This is a genomic window from Reichenbachiella versicolor, assembly GCF_003171675.1.
GTDB classification, from domain to species: domain Bacteria; phylum Bacteroidota; class Bacteroidia; order Cytophagales; family Cyclobacteriaceae; genus Reichenbachiella; species Reichenbachiella versicolor.
The window spans coordinates 1173571-1191645 of record NZ_QFZQ01000001.1 but is presented as its reverse complement, the minus strand read 5'-3'; the positions used below and the strand labels follow the sequence as shown (position 1 = coordinate 1191645).

The following is an 18075-nucleotide window of genomic DNA, read 5'->3' as shown; positions in this document are numbered from 1 at the left end:
CTATGACTTTTATATTACCCGTCATCATTATCGTAGGTGTATTTGGATACCTGTTTTACATCAAAAAATCTGGTAAACTAGGAGCGTTCCAGCAAAACCACATAGATGCAGAAGAGGATATGAAGCAAAATTTTCAGATGCATTTTCAGAACCTAAAGAGTGATGAAGAGACTTTCAAACCCATTATAGACATCATAGGCAAAGATTTTAATGCCATCGTAGTCTGTAAAAAACCAAAAGATGTGTTAGGTGCAGTCACTGATACGGCTAAGACGATGGTGACTGGTGTAGTAGTAGAAAGTAATCTCATTCACACACTGGTACTGACCGATGATACCCTTCATTATCTAGAATACAGTACACAAACTAAAAAAGCTACCGAACATTGGGAGTTTGAAAAAGGAAATATAGAAGATTTGGTATTGGAGCAAGGGAAACTAACAGACAATCTAAAGCAGTCTATGTCATTTCAACTGCAAGGTGGTGGTCGAAGTGGTGATCAGATCGACAACAGTCAGATGAAAAAATTGCGATTCTCATCACTTGAGAAAAAGTATGAGTTTTTCATCTACGATCAGGTAGGCTTTGGTAAAGGATTTGCTACCGAAACACAAGTAGGTGGATTAGGTATGAATCAATCAAAGGAAGATATAGTCAAAGGCATGCTGCTACCAGTGAAGTTAGCAAATGTCTTTTTTGAAAAGGTAGAAAAGTTTACTTCCCAGAAATAAGGTTTTCCATTGCATAGGGGTACGCGGGGAAGAATCTAAGCTGATTAGTTAGTTTTTTAATTCTTAATTAGATCTTTCCTAGCGTCAAGTTGCTGAAATGACTGATTTATAACTGTTTAAACTCAGCATAAATTTTCGAATGAATAAAACGGGTTTAATGCAGTAATCTTGAGAAATGAAGAGTTTTTAGCCCATGCTGTAATATTTTTGTTCATCTAATATAGACATTCGTCAACCCCAATAAAATGACAAAAAAAACAGTCTTGATTACTGGAGCTAGTTCTGGTATCGGCAAAGCAACAGCTATTCGATTTGCTAAAGAAGGATATAAACTCATTCTCTGTGGACGAAGAGAAAACAAACTGAATGAATTGAGACAATCGTTCTCTCAAGATGTCGAAAGCCAGATTTTATTATTCGATGTTAGGAATAATACTGAAGTGCAGAAAGCCATTGATTCACTTCCTGACTCATGGAAAGAAATAAATGTGTTAGTCAATAATGCTGGAAATGCTCATGGTCTTTCCTCTATCGATAAAGGAGAAATAGATGACTGGGATGCGATGATAGATGGCAATGTGAAAGGACTATTATATGTTTCCAAAGCCATCATACCTGAGATGGTAAAACGAGAAACAGGACATGTCATTAATCTCAGTTCGATTGCTGGTAAGCAAACTTATGAAAATGGGGGCGTTTACTGCGCTTCTAAACGGGCAGTTGAAGCACTGAGTGAAGGTATGCGACTGGATCTAACCAAACATGGTATCAAAATTACCAATATCGCTCCAGGTGCAGTATCTACCGAATTCTCAAACGTAAGGTTCAAAGGAGATGAAGATAAGGCGAGCAAAGTGTATGATGGCTATGATCCATTATTAGCCGAGGATATTGCAGATGTGATCTGGTACACTGTCAATGTACCGAATAGGGTGACCATAGCTGATGTCACGATACTTGCGAAAGCCCAGTCAGCCGCTACTACTATTTATAAAAATAACTAACGAATGGCTACTTGTCTGGTCATACCTACGCTAGAAAAAATCTACGTGATATAATAGTATGTTTGCTTGATCTATAGATGGATATTTCCTGGCATTAAGATGACGGGTTGGTTATTGGTTGGGTTATTCTGATAGGAGTAATAATCTTTGCCTTACAGAAAGATTAGATGGGTTTTAACTCCTAGACTCGAAAGTTTTTAGCCAATATCTTTATACATTTAACCCGATGGATGGGAAATCAAGACTCGAAGGCTCCATATGACTTAATATTCAATAATGTAGCTCGCTTTATTGATCTGAATGATGAAGAGAAGGAATTATTCAAATCTCTACTAAGACAGGGGAGTGCCAAACGAAAAGAGTTCATCATGCAGCCTGGTGAAGTCATGAAATACGAGTATTTTGTAACTAAAGGGTGTCTAAAGGTATATACACTGGATAGAAATGGTGTAGAGCATGTGTCCATGTTTGCCATAGAAGATTACTGGACGGGAGATATGGCTAGTTTTACACGTCAGCAACCCTCTACCTATTTTATCAAGGCACTTGAAGATTCAGAGTTTTTGATGCTGTCCAAGCAAAGTTTTGAACAGCTTTTTATCAAGATCCCAAAATTCGAAAGGTTCTACAGAAACTTATACCAAAGATCCTTAGTCAGTTATATTGAAAGAGTTAATGAAGGAATTTCATTGACAGCAGAGGAAAGGTATGAGATATTTTTAGCAAAGTACCCACAGATAGCCAATCGTATTACTCAAAAAAACCTAGCGGCCTATCTGGGCATTACTCCAGAGTTTTTAAGTATGATTCGGAGCAAAATGAGTAAGCGTTAGTTTTCTTAAACTACTTTATTTTTCCACGTAGGAAGACATGGCTTCTTTGTTCCATGAAAAAGATAATAGCATTCGGAGCGAGCAGTAGCAAGACGTCAATCAATAAGACCCTAGCTGTTCATGTAGCCAGCAAAGTTGCTGATACCTCCATCACAGTCATTGACCTCAAAGATTACCACTTACCACTCTATAGCGTAGACGTAGAGGCCGAAATCGGTATCCCTGAGGAAGCAAGGAAATTTGATGAAATAATCAAATCTGCTGATGGTTTGATTATTTCACTAGCCGAACATAACGGAACGTATACTGCTGTTTTTAAAAATCTACTGGATTGGTTGACCAGAATAGATATGAATGTATGGAAAGGAAAACCCATGCTACTAATGGCAACTTCTCCAGGGCAAAGGGGAGGAGCTAGTGTATTGGCTGCGGCTAAGTCTTATTTCCCATTTATGCAGGGAAATATTATAGCCGATTTTGCACTACCTTCTTTTTACGACAACTACTCTAGCGCAGGGATTTCAAATAAAAAGTTGGCATCAGAGCTCAATGATAAAGTAGAGCTATTTGAGCAGTCATTGGAAAAATGAGAGTCATTCACAGATTTTAAACAGCTCAAATGACATCGAGAAATACTTTAGACGAATACTGGTGATAGTAGGGTATTCATAGAAAATGGATACCCTAGTAGCTATATTATGGTATTCTATACTGTAAAGATGCAGCTCATTTCAATAGTGAAACCAATCATTATACATAGATAACCTGTCAAGATACAACTGGAATCAGAAAGAATAGTCTTCATTTTGTAGAGGTATCTGTGATTGAATAAGTAGGATGTATTTATTCATTGAAATTAGATATCTTGATTCAAGAAAGGTTGAACAATATCAGATAAGAACAAAACAAAAAGGAAGATGAAAGCAATTGGATTTAAACAATCGTTACCCGTAGAAGACCCTGAAAGTTTCGTAGAGTTTGAAACCGAGAAACCAATTCCAGAAGGCTATGACATATTAGTCAAAGTCAGCGCCAACTCAGTAAATCCGGTGGATTTTAAAGTCCGAATGAACGCAGCAAAGGACAAAGTGTTGGAGACTCCTAAAATCATTGGCTGGGATGCAGTAGGTACTGTAGAGGCTGTTGGGGAGAAAACATCATTGTTTAATATAGGAGACGAAGTGTATTATGCTGGAGATATTACACGAAGTGGTAGCAATGCCGAATACCAACTGGTAGATGAGAGAATTGTAGGTTTCAAACCTAAAAACTTATCAGTGGCCGAAGCAGTTGCTATGCCTCTTACAGGACTAACGGCTTATGAAGCTCTTTTTGATCGAATTCGAATCAATCCTGAACTGGATAAGGGTAAAACTATTCTGATCATGGCTGGTGCTGGTGGAGTAGGTAGTATAGCTATTCAATTGGCTAAGAAACTGGGCAACTTGACAGTCATCGCAACAGCATCTAGACCAGATACCCAAGCTTGGTGTCAGAAGATGGGTGCAGACCATGTAGTCAACCATTATCATCTTCAAGATGAATTAGAAAAGATTGGTCATTCGCAGGTAAATTATATTCTGGATCTTGTAAATCTAGGGGGCTATTGGGAGTCTTATGCAGAGATTATCAAACCTCAAGGACATATAGCATCTATCACGGAAAGTAAAGACCCGATCAATATCAATATTCTCAAAAACAAAAGTGTATCGTTTTCATGGGAGCTAATGTATACACGGTCCATGCACAATACAGATGACATTCAGCGTCAACATGATATTCTGAATCATTTATCGGAGTTGCTTGATAATGGTACAATACAATCCACCATGACTACGCAGTTGGAAGGCTTCACAGCCGACAATCTTAAGGAAGCGCATAGGTTGCAGGAAACTAATAAAACCATTGGTAAGAATGTGATTGTATTTTAAGGGGGGTAGCCCGCTTTGTACATAAAGCGGGTTAATAGCTTGTGAATGGTTTGGGGAATTTGCATTCTTAAGGATACGCAATGAATCATACGGAGCTATAATGCATTTCAAAACTCCCCCAATTACCTTTTCATTCAATCTTCTTACTTCGTATCAAGTATGAAATTGAATTTCATTATATTGTACAGTTCTCGTCAATTCATTGTCAAGGTGAATGCATCTTAATGATGTTATTTAGAATTAAGAACTACGCAATATATGAATCGAACCCTTCTAGTATCCCTAATTTGCCTATTTCTAAATATCCTCAATAGTTCAGTCGCTCAACCCTTAGTGGATAGCCTTCGAATGGAATTAGAAGGTTATAAATTGCGTGATACGGTCAGGGTAAACAGGTTAAATAAAGCGGCCTACCAACTTTTCACGGTTAATCTTGAGCAAATACCGCCATTGCTAGAGGAAGCTATTCTGTTGGCTGATAGTATCAATTATGACTATGGCAAGGCTGAGGGAACAAGAATATTAGGTCTTTACTACTACTATCATTCAGACTTTGATATTGCACTTGATTTGTATGATTCTGCTTTAAAAGTCAATAAAAGAGCACAAGACCATTCCATTGAGGCTTCATGTTTGAATAACTCGGCGGTGATTTATTACCGTCAAGGTAACTATCCTCGGGCATTAGACTTCTATCAGCGGGCACTAAGAATATTCGAGCAGAATGAAGATCAATTAGGCATAGGTAGATGCCTAGACAATATTGCCATCATTCATAGTGAGCAAAAAGACTACAAGAATGGAATAGAGTATTTCCAACAGTCTCTGGAACTCAGAAGATCAGTTGGGGATGAGAGCGGTATCGGCACTAGTCTTAATAACATAGGTGAATTGTATTTTGAACTTGAAGAGTATGATCAAGCCAATACCTACTTTATAGAGGCACTGGCTATTAAAGAAAAAGTGGGTGATCAAACTAGTATTGCATCGATATTACGAAATATTGGTTTGATACTTTTAGAGAAGAATGACTTGAACTCTGCTATTGATAATTTCTCTAGAGCACTAGAAGTCAGTGAATCCATTGGTTTCAAATATGGTATGTGTATGTCCTATATTCATTTCGGGACCGTATACCTTAAAAAAGGTGATCTAAATCTAGCAAAGCAAAATACCAATAAAGGACTACATCTTGCGACTGAATTGTCATTGCTTGATGAAATAACAAACGCTCACAGTCAGCTATCTGAAATTTATGCTGCCGAAGGGAGTTTTCGTAAAGCCTATGACCATCACGTACTTTTCACACAATACAATGACAGTATTTTCAATAGTGAAAATATCAAGCGTATTTCAGACCTTGAGAACAAATATTTGTTTGAAAAAGAAAAGCAACAAATTCTATTTGAAAATGAAAAGGAGCAGTTGGTATTGACCGAAGATAATAAGCGGTTGCAAGAAAGAGCACAATACAATTTTATTGGCCTTTTGATTGCACTGACTTTGTTGTTTATTATTGGATGGTTTTATGTGACATTGCGTCAGCTGACTAAAAAAGTCAAACTGAAAAACGAACAACTCAAACAGTATGATAACGAAAAGAACTTACTGATTGGATTGGTAGCTCATGACCTCATGAGTCCGATTAATAACATCATGGGGCTGACTGGAATTGTTTTGAGTAGTGAAGATGGTCTTCAATCAGATAATAAGAAGTATCTCGGATACATACAACAAACAGGTCAACGGTTGAGCCATATGATCAGACGTATCTTAGATGTAAGTGCTATAGAGGCGCAAAACCTACAGCTGAATATGGAAGAACATGATCTGTCTGAAATATTGCAAGGTGTAGCATTCTCGTTTCAGTCGACCTTAGAAAAGAAAGGCATCAAACTGTCAGTATCAAATACTAACGTTGCCAATGCCGTGGCAAAGGTGGATAAGGATTATCTTATTCAAGTACTTGAAAATCTTGTATCAAATGCCATTAAGTTTTCTAAGCCTAACACGGAAGTAAAACTGTTGCTTTCTGTCGAAGCGGATACTTTGACCATTCGTATTCAGGATGAGGGACCAGGGATCAGTGAAGAGGATAAGAAAAAGCTCTTTGGCATTTATCAAAAGTTAGAAGCCAAACCGACAGATGGCGAATCTTCTACTGGTCTAGGGCTATCAATAGCCAAGAAGTATGTAGAAGCTATGGATGGAGAAATATCCGTACAAAGTGAACTAGGAGAAGGGACTACTTTCTTGATTTCTTTTCCAAGGGGATAGGTATAATTTTGACTTCATAAAAGTAAACAGTAATGTTAAGCCGATAGGGTGGTATTATTGTATTGGTTTAATTGAGCCTTTGAATATAAGATAACATAAAACGAGCCTGACTTATGATAATTATTGAAGTGATCTTTGAGTTCATCGTACGAATATTCGTTGAGATTATCATAGAAGGAATTGTGTTAGGGGTATTTAAATTGTTCCAAAAATCTTATCGGTCCGTGAAGAATTTTTTTGTGAAAAGTTCAGAACATGAGTAGATCAAGAAAGAAAACTAAGATTCAAGGGTTAGCGAGTACTAATTCTGAGAAAGAAGATAAAAGAGATGCCAATCGAAAGTTTCGAAGAAAAACAAAACAAGAAGTTAAAAATGGTAGAGAGTCATTATCAGAGCTTAGAGAAGTTTCAAACGTTTTCCTTTTTCAATATGAAATTGATAAAAACCACAATTATAATGATTGAGGAAGTAAATAAAAGTCCTGATATTCCCTTAATAAAGTTAATTGGTTGGTACATTTTAAATGTCTTAAAAGTTAAAACTTAGCTTAATCCATAAAAGCATTAATTCTTATTAATTAACTTTCAAAACCTTGCCGATAGAATCAATACCAAGTCCAAAACCGAAAGCGATGTAGCCTTCATTAGCATAATTCCAATCTTTTACATTTTCGGTAATAGGAAGATCCCAACCATACATTAATGTAAAAGTTAGTCCTCTTGTGTGAAATCCAATACCAGGAGAAAGAAAGAATGCTAAACCATCTTCTTCATTCATAATTGGTTTATCAGAAAGGCTTGTGCTCGATTTATCCAAATCAATTTTTTTAAATCCAAAACCCAAACCACTAGAGAAACTTGTAATGCTTCGTTTAGCTGTGAGTCTTCTGTTTCTAAAATATTCTCGTCCGAAATTATATGTCGTAGATACCCCAAGAGAAAGATTAGTTGAGAGTTGACTTCCAATGGTATCATTTAATGCTGGACGATAAACGAATGGAAGAGTGAGTATGTCAATTGAGAAATATCTGATATTTAACCTAACAAATTTATTGGGATCAATTTTTAATCGCATTTCCTCCTGAGTAGGGTGACTAGCATTTTTCTCTTTAGTTTTTCTAATTTCCACTCCATTTTTAATTGTTTTAAATTTTCTAGGATTTAGTCTAACCCATTCGATAGTCTTATCATCATACTTTACTTCATCAAAGTACCATACATGGTTCATTTTTATTTTTTTGTAGAAATCTACTTTAATCGTATCAGTTTTTTCAAGTTTTTCCTGCCATGTATAACCACCTGACGTTTTTGTAACTAAAGCCCCTTTTGGCCTGATAATACTTTTTTTAGCTTTAACATATATAGAGTCATAACTTCTAGGAAGACGATATTTTACCCTTCTTGTATTACTGTCACCTTGAGCAAATGAGCAAAATAAAGTTGTGAGAATGATGAAGATTGTAAGGAGTGTTTTCATTTTACTATATAGTTTAGGGATACTGATAATTATTATTAGATTGACAAAAAATTAGACTGTAGATAAATACAATAGTCTAATTTAAATTCTATGATAAGATTTATTTGTCGCTTAAATTTCACTCTGTTAACTTCAAAAGACAATACCTAATTATGGGTATTTTATTTATTCTGAAGTAAAATAATTCGGTTTCATATTATGACTCTATTATTGCCTAGCATGGATCGACAGATCCAAAAACAAATCATTAAACAATAAAAATGTCAGAAGAGAAATTATATCGCGTAGGCGAACTCAGTCCTGAACCACCCACCCAAACTCAATACGAATCGAAGAAGTTTAAAAAGGCCAAGCATCCAGAGCCTTATCGTTTTGAAGTGAATCTCAGTGCAGAAGCTGGTAACATGCAAAGTAAGACAGGGGTAGTTTCGGTCAATATACCTGGGTTTAGTCCTGTGAAATTATATTGTGATGAACAGCCACCTGTAGGACAAGACACAGCGCCGCCACCGTTGGCTTTCTTTTCGGCTGGTATAGGTTTCTGCTTGATGACACACCTGACAGACATCCTGACTGCGCGTAAGATTCAAGTAGATAGTCTTAAACTTGAACAGCGCATCATATTTGCGACTAACTTAGGTCATATGCGTGAGCATGGATACATGACAGACGGTCGATGTGATATGGTAGAGACTCATGTGATCATCGAAAGTCCTGAGCCAGAAGAAAACATCCAAAACCTACTCAACGAAGCTGAAAACGGTTGCATGGCGCATTACGCTCTAAGAAACCCAATTCCATGGTCGACTAGATTAGTTTACAACGGCAAAGAGGCCATCAATAGAAGCTCTGAAAACCTAGGAGCTTAACCTAAGGGCTTAATTAAGATCGATTGTTAGGAGTTGATATACTGTTTATTGAGAGTTCTTTTTGGTAGAGACTTTCGTGAACCTATATCAACTCTATATTGGGTTATTTTATATAATCCATTGGTATTCTAACCTCCTTGCTTTGGATTAGTGCAGCCTTAGAGGGTTACTAAGTAATTAGGATTGAAAAGGAGTAAGGATATCCTCGGTTAGGAATTAGAGATAAGTCTTCGAATAGCCATATTGATTTCTAATTCTCCATTTTACTTAATGAAAGAGAAGCAGCACACTGGAAATATGAATAAAATATAGTTCAATCGGTTAATTGCTATAATTAGTCGAAAAATGGAAAGTGCTTAGCTTGTAAGTATTATATTGATTTTTCTGTTTATAAAGTTTCTTTAATTCCCTCAAATTATTGAAGTAACTAATCATAATTAATAGCTTAAGATACCGGACATGAAGATACTATGTTCTATCCTTTACCCAATATTCTTTGGAGGGCTCTTCGTACTAGCATCATGTGTAAGTGAAGAAAGTGAATTGACATCCGAAGCAGAAAATTCTAATTCGTCAAATGATTCTGCCAGCGATGCTGACTTTCCTAATGTGGATTGCTCTGATATAGCAATAACCACCCGTTGTATTAATAAAAAGGAGTTTGAGATTAACATAGATGGAGGTATCGGGCCTTACCAGTATGAATTAAGATTTGACGACGAGAGCATAGAATCTGGTGAATTACTTGAGGTATCTTCTTTTACGACATATTTAGCTTGCGGTCAGAAGGTACTATCAATTACCGTCACCGATCAACAAGAATGTCAAAGTCTAAACGAGACGTTTAAGACATGTTATCCAGAAGACAATAATGTATTGCTTACTGTAGATCGTGGGCCAAGGTATAAGGTAGCTCAAGTAAATAACATACCATGCCAAGAATACAATCAAAATGATGTTGTTGATATCACCAATTATGGAGCGATCGGTGACGGAATAACGGACAATACCAGCGTGATTAAAGAAGTAGCGGCAACTGGTAAAATTATGTATATACCAGAAGGGACGTTTTTAATCTCGGATAAAATTACACTTCTAAATGGTGTCTACGGAGAAGGTAAAATTATTGCAAATCAAAAATTGATTTTCTTTGCACAGCAATCCAACATATTTATCAGAGGTATTGAGCTAGAATCTACCTTAGGCCAGCAAGGAGGTATTGACGTAGCTCCATTTCTTGTTTATGCCCTCAATATGGAAAATCTTGAAATTTCCCATACCACTCTTATTAATGGGCGCATCATCCACAGAAATCAAGAAGAAGTTCACCGAAAAGGCTTTGTATTCAATGATAATTACATACACGGAGATTTTACAAAATTCAGGAGATATTATGTAGAGAATGATTTGATTACAATCAATGGAATCGATGGAGTAGAGATAAAACGTAACTTTATAAGATGTGATAACCCTAATAGGATTTTTAAGATTGCAGATATTTCAAGCAATAATGTCTTAGTAGAGTCAGGTGCTAAAATTTCTCCTTACAATTCCAAAAATATAGTAATCGAGGATAATGAAATAATAGGGAGAGCTCAGCAATTGGATGTAGAAGAAACTACCAAGCAAATGGCAGATTTATTTCATGGTACTCAAAACATTACAGTTCAGCATAATTTATTTGATGTAATAGGATTTACCGCAGTATTTGAAAACAAAACAGCTATTCAAACGGACTTCGATCAAAATTCTATATTTAAAAATAACATTTTTAAGACCGATAATCTTGCTCTAAACTTTCTAGGGAGTTATGGATCACTTATTGAGGGTTATGAGAGTGGCTATCAGAACATAGTCATTGACAATAACTATTTTGAAGGTCAATCGGGTTTTAAAAAAGATTTAGGAGGTATAATTAATGTCAGGCATTTTCATGATGTAGTACTAACAAATAACAGCGTTAGCTTTATTGAACAAAAGGGGAGAATGGCCATGTCTTTCTATGAAAACAAGGCTGTTAAACTTTCTAATAATATTATCGCTCAGGGAGCTACTCAATTTACTAATACGTCTACAGATGATTTTGCAGCGCAAGAAGAACTGATTGAAATTAATGGTAATCAATTTTCTGATGGATTATCTACTTTAAGTGTAGGAGGTAGAATGCTCATGATTGATCGAGCTGGAGTTAAGAATACAGAATCAACCCAGCTAAATGTCACTATTTTAGATAATAGTTTTAATCAATCTTTAGAGCCTGAAGCTGCAGCCATAAGGCTTAATATGTCGAATTTTGGCATAGTAAATATTAAGAATAATACATACAATAATACGGTTCGAAGTATCACCCACTGGACTCTAAGTACTTTTGATGAATTTAATAATGAAAACAATAGTTGGAATGAGTAGAGTCTCAAAATATTCTTAAAGATCTATTGTTGAAGATTCTTTGGTTCTTTAAAAACGTTGTTAGTGAGTTCTGAATAATTTGTGATTCTATTTAATATAAGCATGGGTCGTGTTACAGAATGTCTTGCGTTATGTTAAATCAGCTTTAGGTTCAGGGGCGGGATTAATAGTTTAAAGAAGGCCTCTAACATCAATTAAAAACGATCACTTCATTTCTTGGCAGGAACGAGCACTCTTTTGCCACTCGTCACGAGTGAGGAATTACCATGCCGCAGTGAGGAACGCTGGCAGGAGGGGAGGAGAGTGGCAAATGTGTGCGAAATTATTAGCACAATACAAATACTTCATAGAACGATACAACCTTCATTTGAAAATTACCCAAAAGTGGGTATTGGTTGATGTTCATTCTGTTTCTACATTCAATTGTAAAAAAAGACTAGAAACTTAAAATAACAATAAAATGGCATGTAAAAGCCCCTCATTAGAGAAAGTAGTTAAGAAAACAGACGCAGCCAAAGCTGTAGTTGTAAAGCTGCAAAAACAACTTGAATCCCTGCAAATAGCTGACGAAGCGGAATTCAACAAGAGAAAAAATGATCTACAAAGTAACCTTGGTGTAAGTGATTTTAAAGAAGCCAATTATTCCACAACTGTGAAAGTAGAATATTCACATGAATTCAGTTTAGATCTATTAGTGCCTATTATAACAGAATCAATTCAACTAATTGCATCAACGTTGGCTCCCGGTTCGGCTGGCCTAAAAGTTCTAACTTCACCAGATGCTATTAATAGCTATATTTCGCTGGTTACTTCTATCGCTGAGGCAGCAAAGAGTAGTTCTTCAGCAGATGCTGCTGTTAGCTTTAATGCGAACAAATTAGCGCCAGGAGCATGGTCATTGATTGCAACGCGATCTACCTCAATAAGAGATAAGGATACATTTGGAGAGGAATCAGTTACTGCTACTTTATTTCAATATGGCCTGTATACTTCGGTTGAGAATGCAAAAAATGAAGTTGCTTACTCTCTAGTGCTGAATTCTGCAACGGCTATTGTTAAGCTCTCTGACGCAAAAACGCTCTATTTGAATAAGCTCCTGAAGGAAGATATATCTGTCGCACAGTATTCTGCGCTTTCACAGCAAATTGATAATCTTATCGATTTGGAGAAAAACAAAATAGCCTCTATTGGCACCAGTGAAAATAGCGTAAACACACTAATGTCGAATGCCTTTGAAGACGCAGAAAAATCAATAGGGTATCTCAATGATGATTTAGCTAATGCATATTTACTGACTGCCGAGGAACGTGAATCAGTACTTATGACTGTCATCGAGGGATTAGAGGGTAAAAGTAGTTTGTACCAATTCGCAATCAAGGATGCTTTGATTCTCCTGAAAAACCCAATTTTTTAAGAACATAATTTTTGTACACTCGAAATAAATATCAATATGATAAAATTAGCATCCACAGAAGAGCCGATGGCTTCTAACGAACAACAACTCTCAAATCAAAGTAATTTTTATACTGGAAGATATTTAATGTCACTTACTCATGAAGACATGGATTTCAGTGGGGTGAAAAATGTACTAAAAAACGAGCTTGGGCTGAAGGTTGCTCAAATGGGAGACTTTGACGATAAGGAAAGCGTAACTGAAAAAGAATATGAAGACTCAGATATGATGATATTTGAAGATATTGGTGTGGCGCTCTTAGGGATTGACGAAGATCAAAGCGAGGTTGCGTCTGCATTATCAGTGCGGGGTAATTTCATTTTGGAACCTGAAGAAGTAATTATGGCCCCTGATCCACAGGCGTTAAGTGTCCAAAACAAATCAACATGGGGAATCACAGCAACTGACGTAGACAAATCAAGTTATAGTGGGAAAGGAGTTAAAATAGCAATTCTTGATACTGGTTTTGATTTTAAGCACCCTGATTTTTCAGGTAGAACGATACAGTCTAAGTCTTTTGTTCCAAATGAATCTGCTGACGATATCAATGGGCACGGAACACATTGTACAGGCACTGCTTGTGGTCATAAAGATTCAAGTGGAGTAAGATATGGTGTAGCTTATGACTCTGATATTTTTATTGGTAAGGTACTCGGGGGAAAAAAGGGACAAGGGACAGACAGCTGGATTCTCAGCGGAATCAACTGGGCCGTGTCAAACAATTGCCAAATTATAAGTATGTCTTTGGGTTCTCGTGTATTTCCAGGACAAGGTCATAAATTGGCCTATGAAAGAGCTGCAAAATATGCACTTAAGCAAGGATCATTGATCATTGCGGCTTCCGGAAATGATAGTCATCGTCCCTTTAATATCAATCCAATTGGTAGCCCAGCAAACGTTCCATCCATCATGTCAGTTGCAGCTGTAGACTCTAATTTGAAGGTTGCGCGCTTCTCCAATCGAGCAATTAATCCAGGAACTATGATGGAAATTAGCGGCCCTGGGGTCGGAGTGTATTCTTCGTGGATTACTAGTACCAAACCATACAATACAATATCTGGAACAAGTATGGCAACTCCACATGTAGCTGGAATTGCGGGATTATATGCTGAGAAATTCCCGATACACACTCCTATACAATTATGGGGGGCACTGACATCACAGGCTAAACCGCTAAGTGTTCCCGTAGGCGATTATGGTGCGGGTTTAGTTCTTGCACCATAGTTCTGAATTTATTAAATTTATCTTTGTGAAACGCAAGGTACTTATAACAATAAAAGAGCAATTCTCTGATGATCTAAAAGCAGTTTCTGATGACCTTCTAAAACATAGTATCGAAATAGAAGAAGCTTTTCCTTTTGGGGTTATAACTGGTTCGGTTGATGATGAAATGATTCCAGTAATCTCACAAGAAGCCTATGTTGATAACATTGACCTAGATGGAGAGGTAGGTATTTCCTAAGTTTAATCTACTAAGAACTTTAAAAAGATTCCGGACATCCGTTGCACTACTTCCGGAATGACGCACTGGTGTTGAGTTGTGCCAAAACAAAGTGTTGGCCTGCAAGTGTATCACAGGCAAAAATCCTTATGCCTGAGAATGGCGTATTTGAAAACGAACTGAACAATTACCCGAATAGCGAAGCACGACAAGCTTTGCCTGAGATTCTCTTGCATTTGGGCTGGTGATCAGGCCTTAGCCTGAAAGACGGTGGGAAACTATTAATAGCCGTTTGGTCAGGGAACGGCCGAGCGTGAGGACTTGAGCGCTCGCCGTGCGGCTATTTATTATAACATCAACTGCGCAGCACATCATGAAGTCCATTGAAAATAAACTCAGTGCTGAATAAATTATATAACACGGAGCAGAATTAATCTCGCTAGCAGAATCACACGAATCTTGTTAGAGAGCAGAATCCTTATTTACACATAATATAATTATATAACAAGAGCACTAAACAGCTCTACGGTCGTACAAATCTACTTGTGTTATATAATGTCCTGCGTTATGTTAATATAGCTTCGGTTCAGGGGTGGGATTAATTGTTTAGGGAAGGCCTCTAACATCAATTAAAAACTACACTTCATTTTCTTAGCAGTAACGAGCACTCTTTTGACATTTTTGAGAGGAGGGGAGGAGTGAGGAAATGGCAAATGTGTGCGGTATTTCTTACCCTATCTTCACTGAAGTCATTGAAAGTGAGCCGGCAACAGGCTGGTCATTGAACAATTCAATAACATCTGAATCCTTTTGAAGCGCAAGTGTATAAAGCAGGGGTAAATAGTGCTCAGGCGAGGGAATCGACAATTGAAACTCCTTTCCTTGCTTGGAGTAGTTGATAAGTCTATCATGATTACCATTCAGAATGTACTGTTTCATTCGGTCATTAGCTTCATTCGCCCAGTCATATGCATATTGCTCGTTTAGTTTACTCCATGCAACCATTCGTAGATTGTGTACCATATTACCACTACCTTCAATGAGTACACCTTTATCACGAAGCTTTACAAGTTCTTTGGCCAGGTCATAATGATACCTAGGGCCTTGAGTATGATCAAGACTTAGTTGAATCACTGGTAAATCAGCATCTGGATACATGTGCCTAATAACTGACCAAGCTCCATGATCAAGTCCCCATTTATCATCCAGATGTACATCTGTGCTTTTGATCAGGTCTTTGACCTTTTGTGCAAGTTCTGGGCTGCCGGGAGCAGGGTATTGAACCTCAAAGAGTTCCTGAGGAAATCCTCCAAAATCATGAATGGTTCGAGGTTTTTCCATAGCTGTGACCAATGTTCCTCGTGTTTCCCAATGAGCTGAAACGCAAAGGACAGCCTTTGGTAGTGCTATTTCTGAGGATACTTTTCTGAACCCCTTAACGAACTCATTTTCTTCGATGGCGTTCATTGGAATTCCATGTCCAAGGAATAGCACTGGCATGCTAGGAGTAGAATCAAGAGCTCCTGTTATTTTATCCAAGTCTTTTAATTTCATCGCTACTGATGTTGCTGACAAAGCTGCCAATAGTTTAAGAAATCCGTTCCTGTTCATTTTAAAAGGTATTTTAAATTAACCTGACCGCACAAGAACGATCAGGTTAAACACGAATAATACCTAATACCTTTAGTTAGCTAAACCAATTTGCTTCATGAAAGCCTGATTATCCCAAAAGAGGTATTCTTCATACATCACTCCATCATCGTTCCACAAACCAATTGTTGCCATTGGAAGAACAAAGGCCTTGCCAGTTGGCTGTATAAACTTGCCATCACCGATAGGCATAGGTTTTGTAAATGTTCCTTTTAGTTCACCAACCACGGCAGTCAAGTTTCCCGACCCTATTTTGACAGGATGTTCTTCTATCCTTGTGTCAGGTGCAAATACAAACATCGGCTTCAATTCTTCAATGTGATCTTCAATTCCTTTAGTTGTATGACCATCAGGATAATGAACTAGGATGTCCTTTGAGTGACTTTCATGAAGGCGCGTCCACTGTTCATTTGAATAAATCTCAAAATCTAACTCATCAAAAGTCTTTAGGTTTTTAGCAATAGTTTCATTGACTTTTGCAATTTCCGCAAGCTGATTTCTCAAAGACTCAACTTCTAATTTATCAGTGTTGTTAGAACAACTTGCGATGACCAATGCGAAAATTAATGTAATCGCTACTGTCAAAATCCGTTTTGTTTTCATCGTTATCGTGTTTATTGTTTTAATAATCATTTTGATGAAACAAAGGTCAGTTAGAGTCTGAAGCAGGAGGTAATACTAATCGGAAGAAGGGTAGTAGTATTCGGAAGTATGGTAACAGGTTCGAAGAAATAGGGATAGAAAGCTTTGTCAAGAGAGTCTTAAACTAACTTTCTCATTTCATCTCGAAACTCCGACGGAGTTTGACCGGACTTTTTTTTGAATACCTTGGAGAAATATGATTTCTCGTTATATCCTAGTTCAAATGAAATTTCAGAAATGGTTTTGTCTGTAGATGTAAGTAAATTTTTCGCTTCGATCAATTTTCTGGTTTCTATGATTTCAGAAACACTTTGCGAGAACATTTTCTGTGTGATATGATTGAGGTTGCGTGAGGACATAAATAGTCTCTCGGCATAATATTCAACTCCCTCAGGTCTTCTAAAATTTTCCTCAAGGATCTGGAGAAATGTGGTATATGTTTCGTTTTGGGCAACTTGTTGTTTGGTTTCTGGCTTTTGCTTCTGTCTCTCTGACTCGATCATTACAAACAATGCACTAAGCAAATGCCTTATTACTCCTAAATCCGGATTGGACTGCTTTAGCTCGTCTTGCATAATTGAACATATCTGCTCAATTCGATCAAAACAACTGTCTGCTTTTAGCGAAAGGTTAGCGTTGTTATGAAATAGGGAATACAGGTGAAATGTTGTTTCCGGGATAAACTCACTTTTGAAGCGAATACCCAAAATATGACACTTGCCGTCTAAGGTCTTTGGAATGAACCTATGAGTTTTCTGTCGGCTTACAAAACTTATGAAAGGAGCTGCAAATTGTTCGGTTTGAAAATCTATGAAATGTTCAACCATACCCTCAATCCCAACAATAAGTTCTTCAAAATCATGACGATGGGGTTCAGGTGGTGGTTCTGATTCAATCCTTTTAACATCATTCGGATGAACCTCAATTATTTCGATCAACTCGTTCATTTAATCAATATGTATAAAATTTTCCCTGTACTTGTTTTTGCGACTCATATCATCTTGTTATCCAAGTTATTTACAATAACACTAAATACTAGGAAAGAGTTGAGATATTAATGAGATCAGAACTTGTGAAATTTCTTGCAACTCAATATTATGTTAAATAGAGTTCTGCATTCTGGCGGGACGGCCTGATAGAAAAGCGGGTTGGCGTTGGCCTGTGGGTTGAAGCATTTTTCTGTCTAGATTTTTGCATACTTTTCATCAATGGAAAAGTATGAGCCCAGCGGCTTGAGCGATCAAATAAACACCTAGCTGCCGCAGGCTACTATTAACAATAGTTGTTTTATGAGATTCCTGATCTCCGTTGCACTTCGGCAGGAATGACGTCCGTATATGGCTTGTGCTGTGAGCCAA

The 18075-nt window shown here is 37.2% G+C and carries 16 protein-coding genes; 12 read left to right on the top strand and 4 right to left on the bottom strand.

The annotated features are described in order from the left end of the window. The first annotated feature begins 2 nt into the window (after positions 1-2). The 7 genes from DKG80_RS04830 (at position 3) to DKG80_RS04800 (ending at position 7241) form a co-directional block, all read left to right on the top strand. Complete coding sequence (locus tag DKG80_RS04830) at positions 3-731, top strand: hypothetical protein (protein ID WP_109830145.1); 729 nt, start codon at positions 3-5, stop codon at positions 729-731. 245 nt (positions 732-976) lie between these two features. Further along, positions 977-1735 (top strand): SDR family NAD(P)-dependent oxidoreductase, encoded by a 759-nt coding sequence (locus DKG80_RS04825; protein WP_109830144.1) that lies wholly within the window; start codon positions 977-979, stop codon positions 1733-1735. A 230-nt stretch (positions 1736-1965) separates the two neighbouring features. Next, entirely contained in the window at positions 1966-2568 is a 603-nt protein-coding gene (locus DKG80_RS04820) for a Crp/Fnr family transcriptional regulator (RefSeq protein WP_109830143.1), read from the top strand. Between the two features lie 53 nt (positions 2569-2621). Beyond that, positions 2622-3158 (top strand): NADPH-dependent FMN reductase, encoded by a 537-nt coding sequence (locus tag DKG80_RS04815; protein WP_109830142.1) that lies wholly within the window; start codon positions 2622-2624, stop codon positions 3156-3158. Between the two features lie 327 nt (positions 3159-3485). Then, on the top strand, positions 3486-4499 hold the full coding sequence (locus DKG80_RS04810) for a zinc-binding alcohol dehydrogenase family protein (protein ID WP_109830141.1): 1014 nt from the start codon (positions 3486-3488) through the stop codon (positions 4497-4499). A gap of 258 nt (positions 4500-4757) precedes the next feature. Further along, complete coding sequence (locus tag DKG80_RS04805) at positions 4758-6776, top strand: ATP-binding protein (protein WP_109830140.1); 2019 nt, start codon at positions 4758-4760, stop codon at positions 6774-6776. 255 nt (positions 6777-7031) lie between these two features. Beyond that, complete coding sequence (locus DKG80_RS04800) at positions 7032-7241, top strand: hypothetical protein (protein WP_109830139.1); 210 nt, start codon at positions 7032-7034, stop codon at positions 7239-7241. Positions 7242-7350: 109 nt separating this feature from the next. On the opposite strand, the gene DKG80_RS04795 is transcribed toward DKG80_RS04800, so the two are convergent. After that, positions 7351-8253, bottom strand: coding sequence for a hypothetical protein (locus DKG80_RS04795; protein ID WP_109830138.1), 903 nt, complete (start codon positions 8251-8253; stop codon positions 7351-7353). A gap of 260 nt (positions 8254-8513) precedes the next feature. Here DKG80_RS04795 and DKG80_RS04790 point away from each other — a divergent pair, with 260 nt between their 5' ends. The 5 genes from DKG80_RS04790 to DKG80_RS04770 all read left to right on the top strand — a co-directional run bounded on the left by DKG80_RS04790 (position 8514) and on the right by DKG80_RS04770 (position 14446). Continuing rightward, entirely contained in the window at positions 8514-9122 is a 609-nt protein-coding gene (locus DKG80_RS04790; protein ID WP_109830137.1) for an OsmC family protein, read from the top strand. Positions 9123-9581: 459 nt separating this feature from the next. Beyond that, on the top strand, positions 9582-11531 hold the full coding sequence (locus DKG80_RS04785; protein WP_109830136.1) for a glycosyl hydrolase family 28-related protein: 1950 nt from the start codon (positions 9582-9584) through the stop codon (positions 11529-11531). A 460-nt stretch (positions 11532-11991) separates the two neighbouring features. After that, positions 11992-12945, top strand: a complete 954-nt coding sequence (locus DKG80_RS04780) for a hypothetical protein (RefSeq protein WP_109830135.1) — start codon at positions 11992-11994, stop codon at positions 12943-12945. 36 nt (positions 12946-12981) lie between these two features. Next, the gene (locus tag DKG80_RS04775; protein WP_109830134.1) at positions 12982-14208 is read left to right on the top strand and encodes a S8 family peptidase; all 1227 of its coding nucleotides are present in this window, start codon (positions 12982-12984) and stop codon (positions 14206-14208) included. A gap of 25 nt (positions 14209-14233) precedes the next feature. Next, positions 14234-14446, top strand: coding sequence for a hypothetical protein (locus DKG80_RS04770; RefSeq protein ID WP_162555686.1), 213 nt, complete (start codon positions 14234-14236; stop codon positions 14444-14446). A gap of 708 nt (positions 14447-15154) precedes the next feature. Here DKG80_RS04770 and ygiD read toward each other — a convergent pair. From ygiD to DKG80_RS04755, 3 genes are all read right to left on the bottom strand, one after another. Then, the gene (ygiD, locus tag DKG80_RS04765; protein WP_449421201.1) at positions 15155-15979 is read right to left on the bottom strand and encodes a 4,5-DOPA-extradiol-dioxygenase; all 825 of its coding nucleotides are present in this window, start codon (positions 15977-15979) and stop codon (positions 15155-15157) included. A gap of 129 nt (positions 15980-16108) precedes the next feature. Further along, positions 16109-16678 (bottom strand): ester cyclase, encoded by a 570-nt coding sequence (locus DKG80_RS04760; protein WP_109830131.1) that lies wholly within the window; start codon positions 16676-16678, stop codon positions 16109-16111. 158 nt (positions 16679-16836) lie between these two features. Further along, positions 16837-17664 (bottom strand): helix-turn-helix domain-containing protein, encoded by an 828-nt coding sequence (locus DKG80_RS04755; RefSeq protein ID WP_109830130.1) that lies wholly within the window; start codon positions 17662-17664, stop codon positions 16837-16839. Between the last annotated feature and the right edge of the window lie 411 nt (positions 17665-18075).

Coding starts and splice junctions, on each gene's coding strand:
- DKG80_RS04785 (WP_109830136.1), top strand. CDS start 9,582: ATGAAGATACTATGTTCTATCCTTTACCCAATATTCTTTGGAGGGCTC.
- DKG80_RS04820 (WP_109830143.1), top strand. CDS start 1,966: ATGGGAAATCAAGACTCGAAGGCTCCATATGACTTAATATTCAATAAT.
- DKG80_RS04755 (WP_109830130.1), bottom strand. CDS start 17,664: ATGAACGAGTTGATCGAAATAATTGAGGTTCATCCGAATGATGTTAAA.
- DKG80_RS04795 (WP_109830138.1), bottom strand. CDS start 8,253: ATGAAAACACTCCTTACAATCTTCATCATTCTCACAACTTTATTTTGC.
- DKG80_RS04825 (WP_109830144.1), top strand. CDS start 977: ATGACAAAAAAAACAGTCTTGATTACTGGAGCTAGTTCTGGTATCGGC.
- DKG80_RS04830 (WP_109830145.1), top strand. CDS start 3: ATGACTTTTATATTACCCGTCATCATTATCGTAGGTGTATTTGGATAC.
- ygiD (WP_449421201.1), bottom strand. CDS start 15,979: ATGAAATTAAAAGACTTGGATAAAATAACAGGAGCTCTTGATTCTACT.
- DKG80_RS04760 (WP_109830131.1), bottom strand. CDS start 16,678: ATGAAAACAAAACGGATTTTGACAGTAGCGATTACATTAATTTTCGCA.
- DKG80_RS04815 (WP_109830142.1), top strand. CDS start 2,622: ATGAAAAAGATAATAGCATTCGGAGCGAGCAGTAGCAAGACGTCAATC.
- DKG80_RS04780 (WP_109830135.1), top strand. CDS start 11,992: ATGGCATGTAAAAGCCCCTCATTAGAGAAAGTAGTTAAGAAAACAGAC.
- DKG80_RS04810 (WP_109830141.1), top strand. CDS start 3,486: ATGAAAGCAATTGGATTTAAACAATCGTTACCCGTAGAAGACCCTGAA.
- DKG80_RS04800 (WP_109830139.1), top strand. CDS start 7,032: ATGAGTAGATCAAGAAAGAAAACTAAGATTCAAGGGTTAGCGAGTACT.
- DKG80_RS04805 (WP_109830140.1), top strand. CDS start 4,758: ATGAATCGAACCCTTCTAGTATCCCTAATTTGCCTATTTCTAAATATC.
- DKG80_RS04775 (WP_109830134.1), top strand. CDS start 12,982: ATGATAAAATTAGCATCCACAGAAGAGCCGATGGCTTCTAACGAACAA.
- DKG80_RS04790 (WP_109830137.1), top strand. CDS start 8,514: ATGTCAGAAGAGAAATTATATCGCGTAGGCGAACTCAGTCCTGAACCA.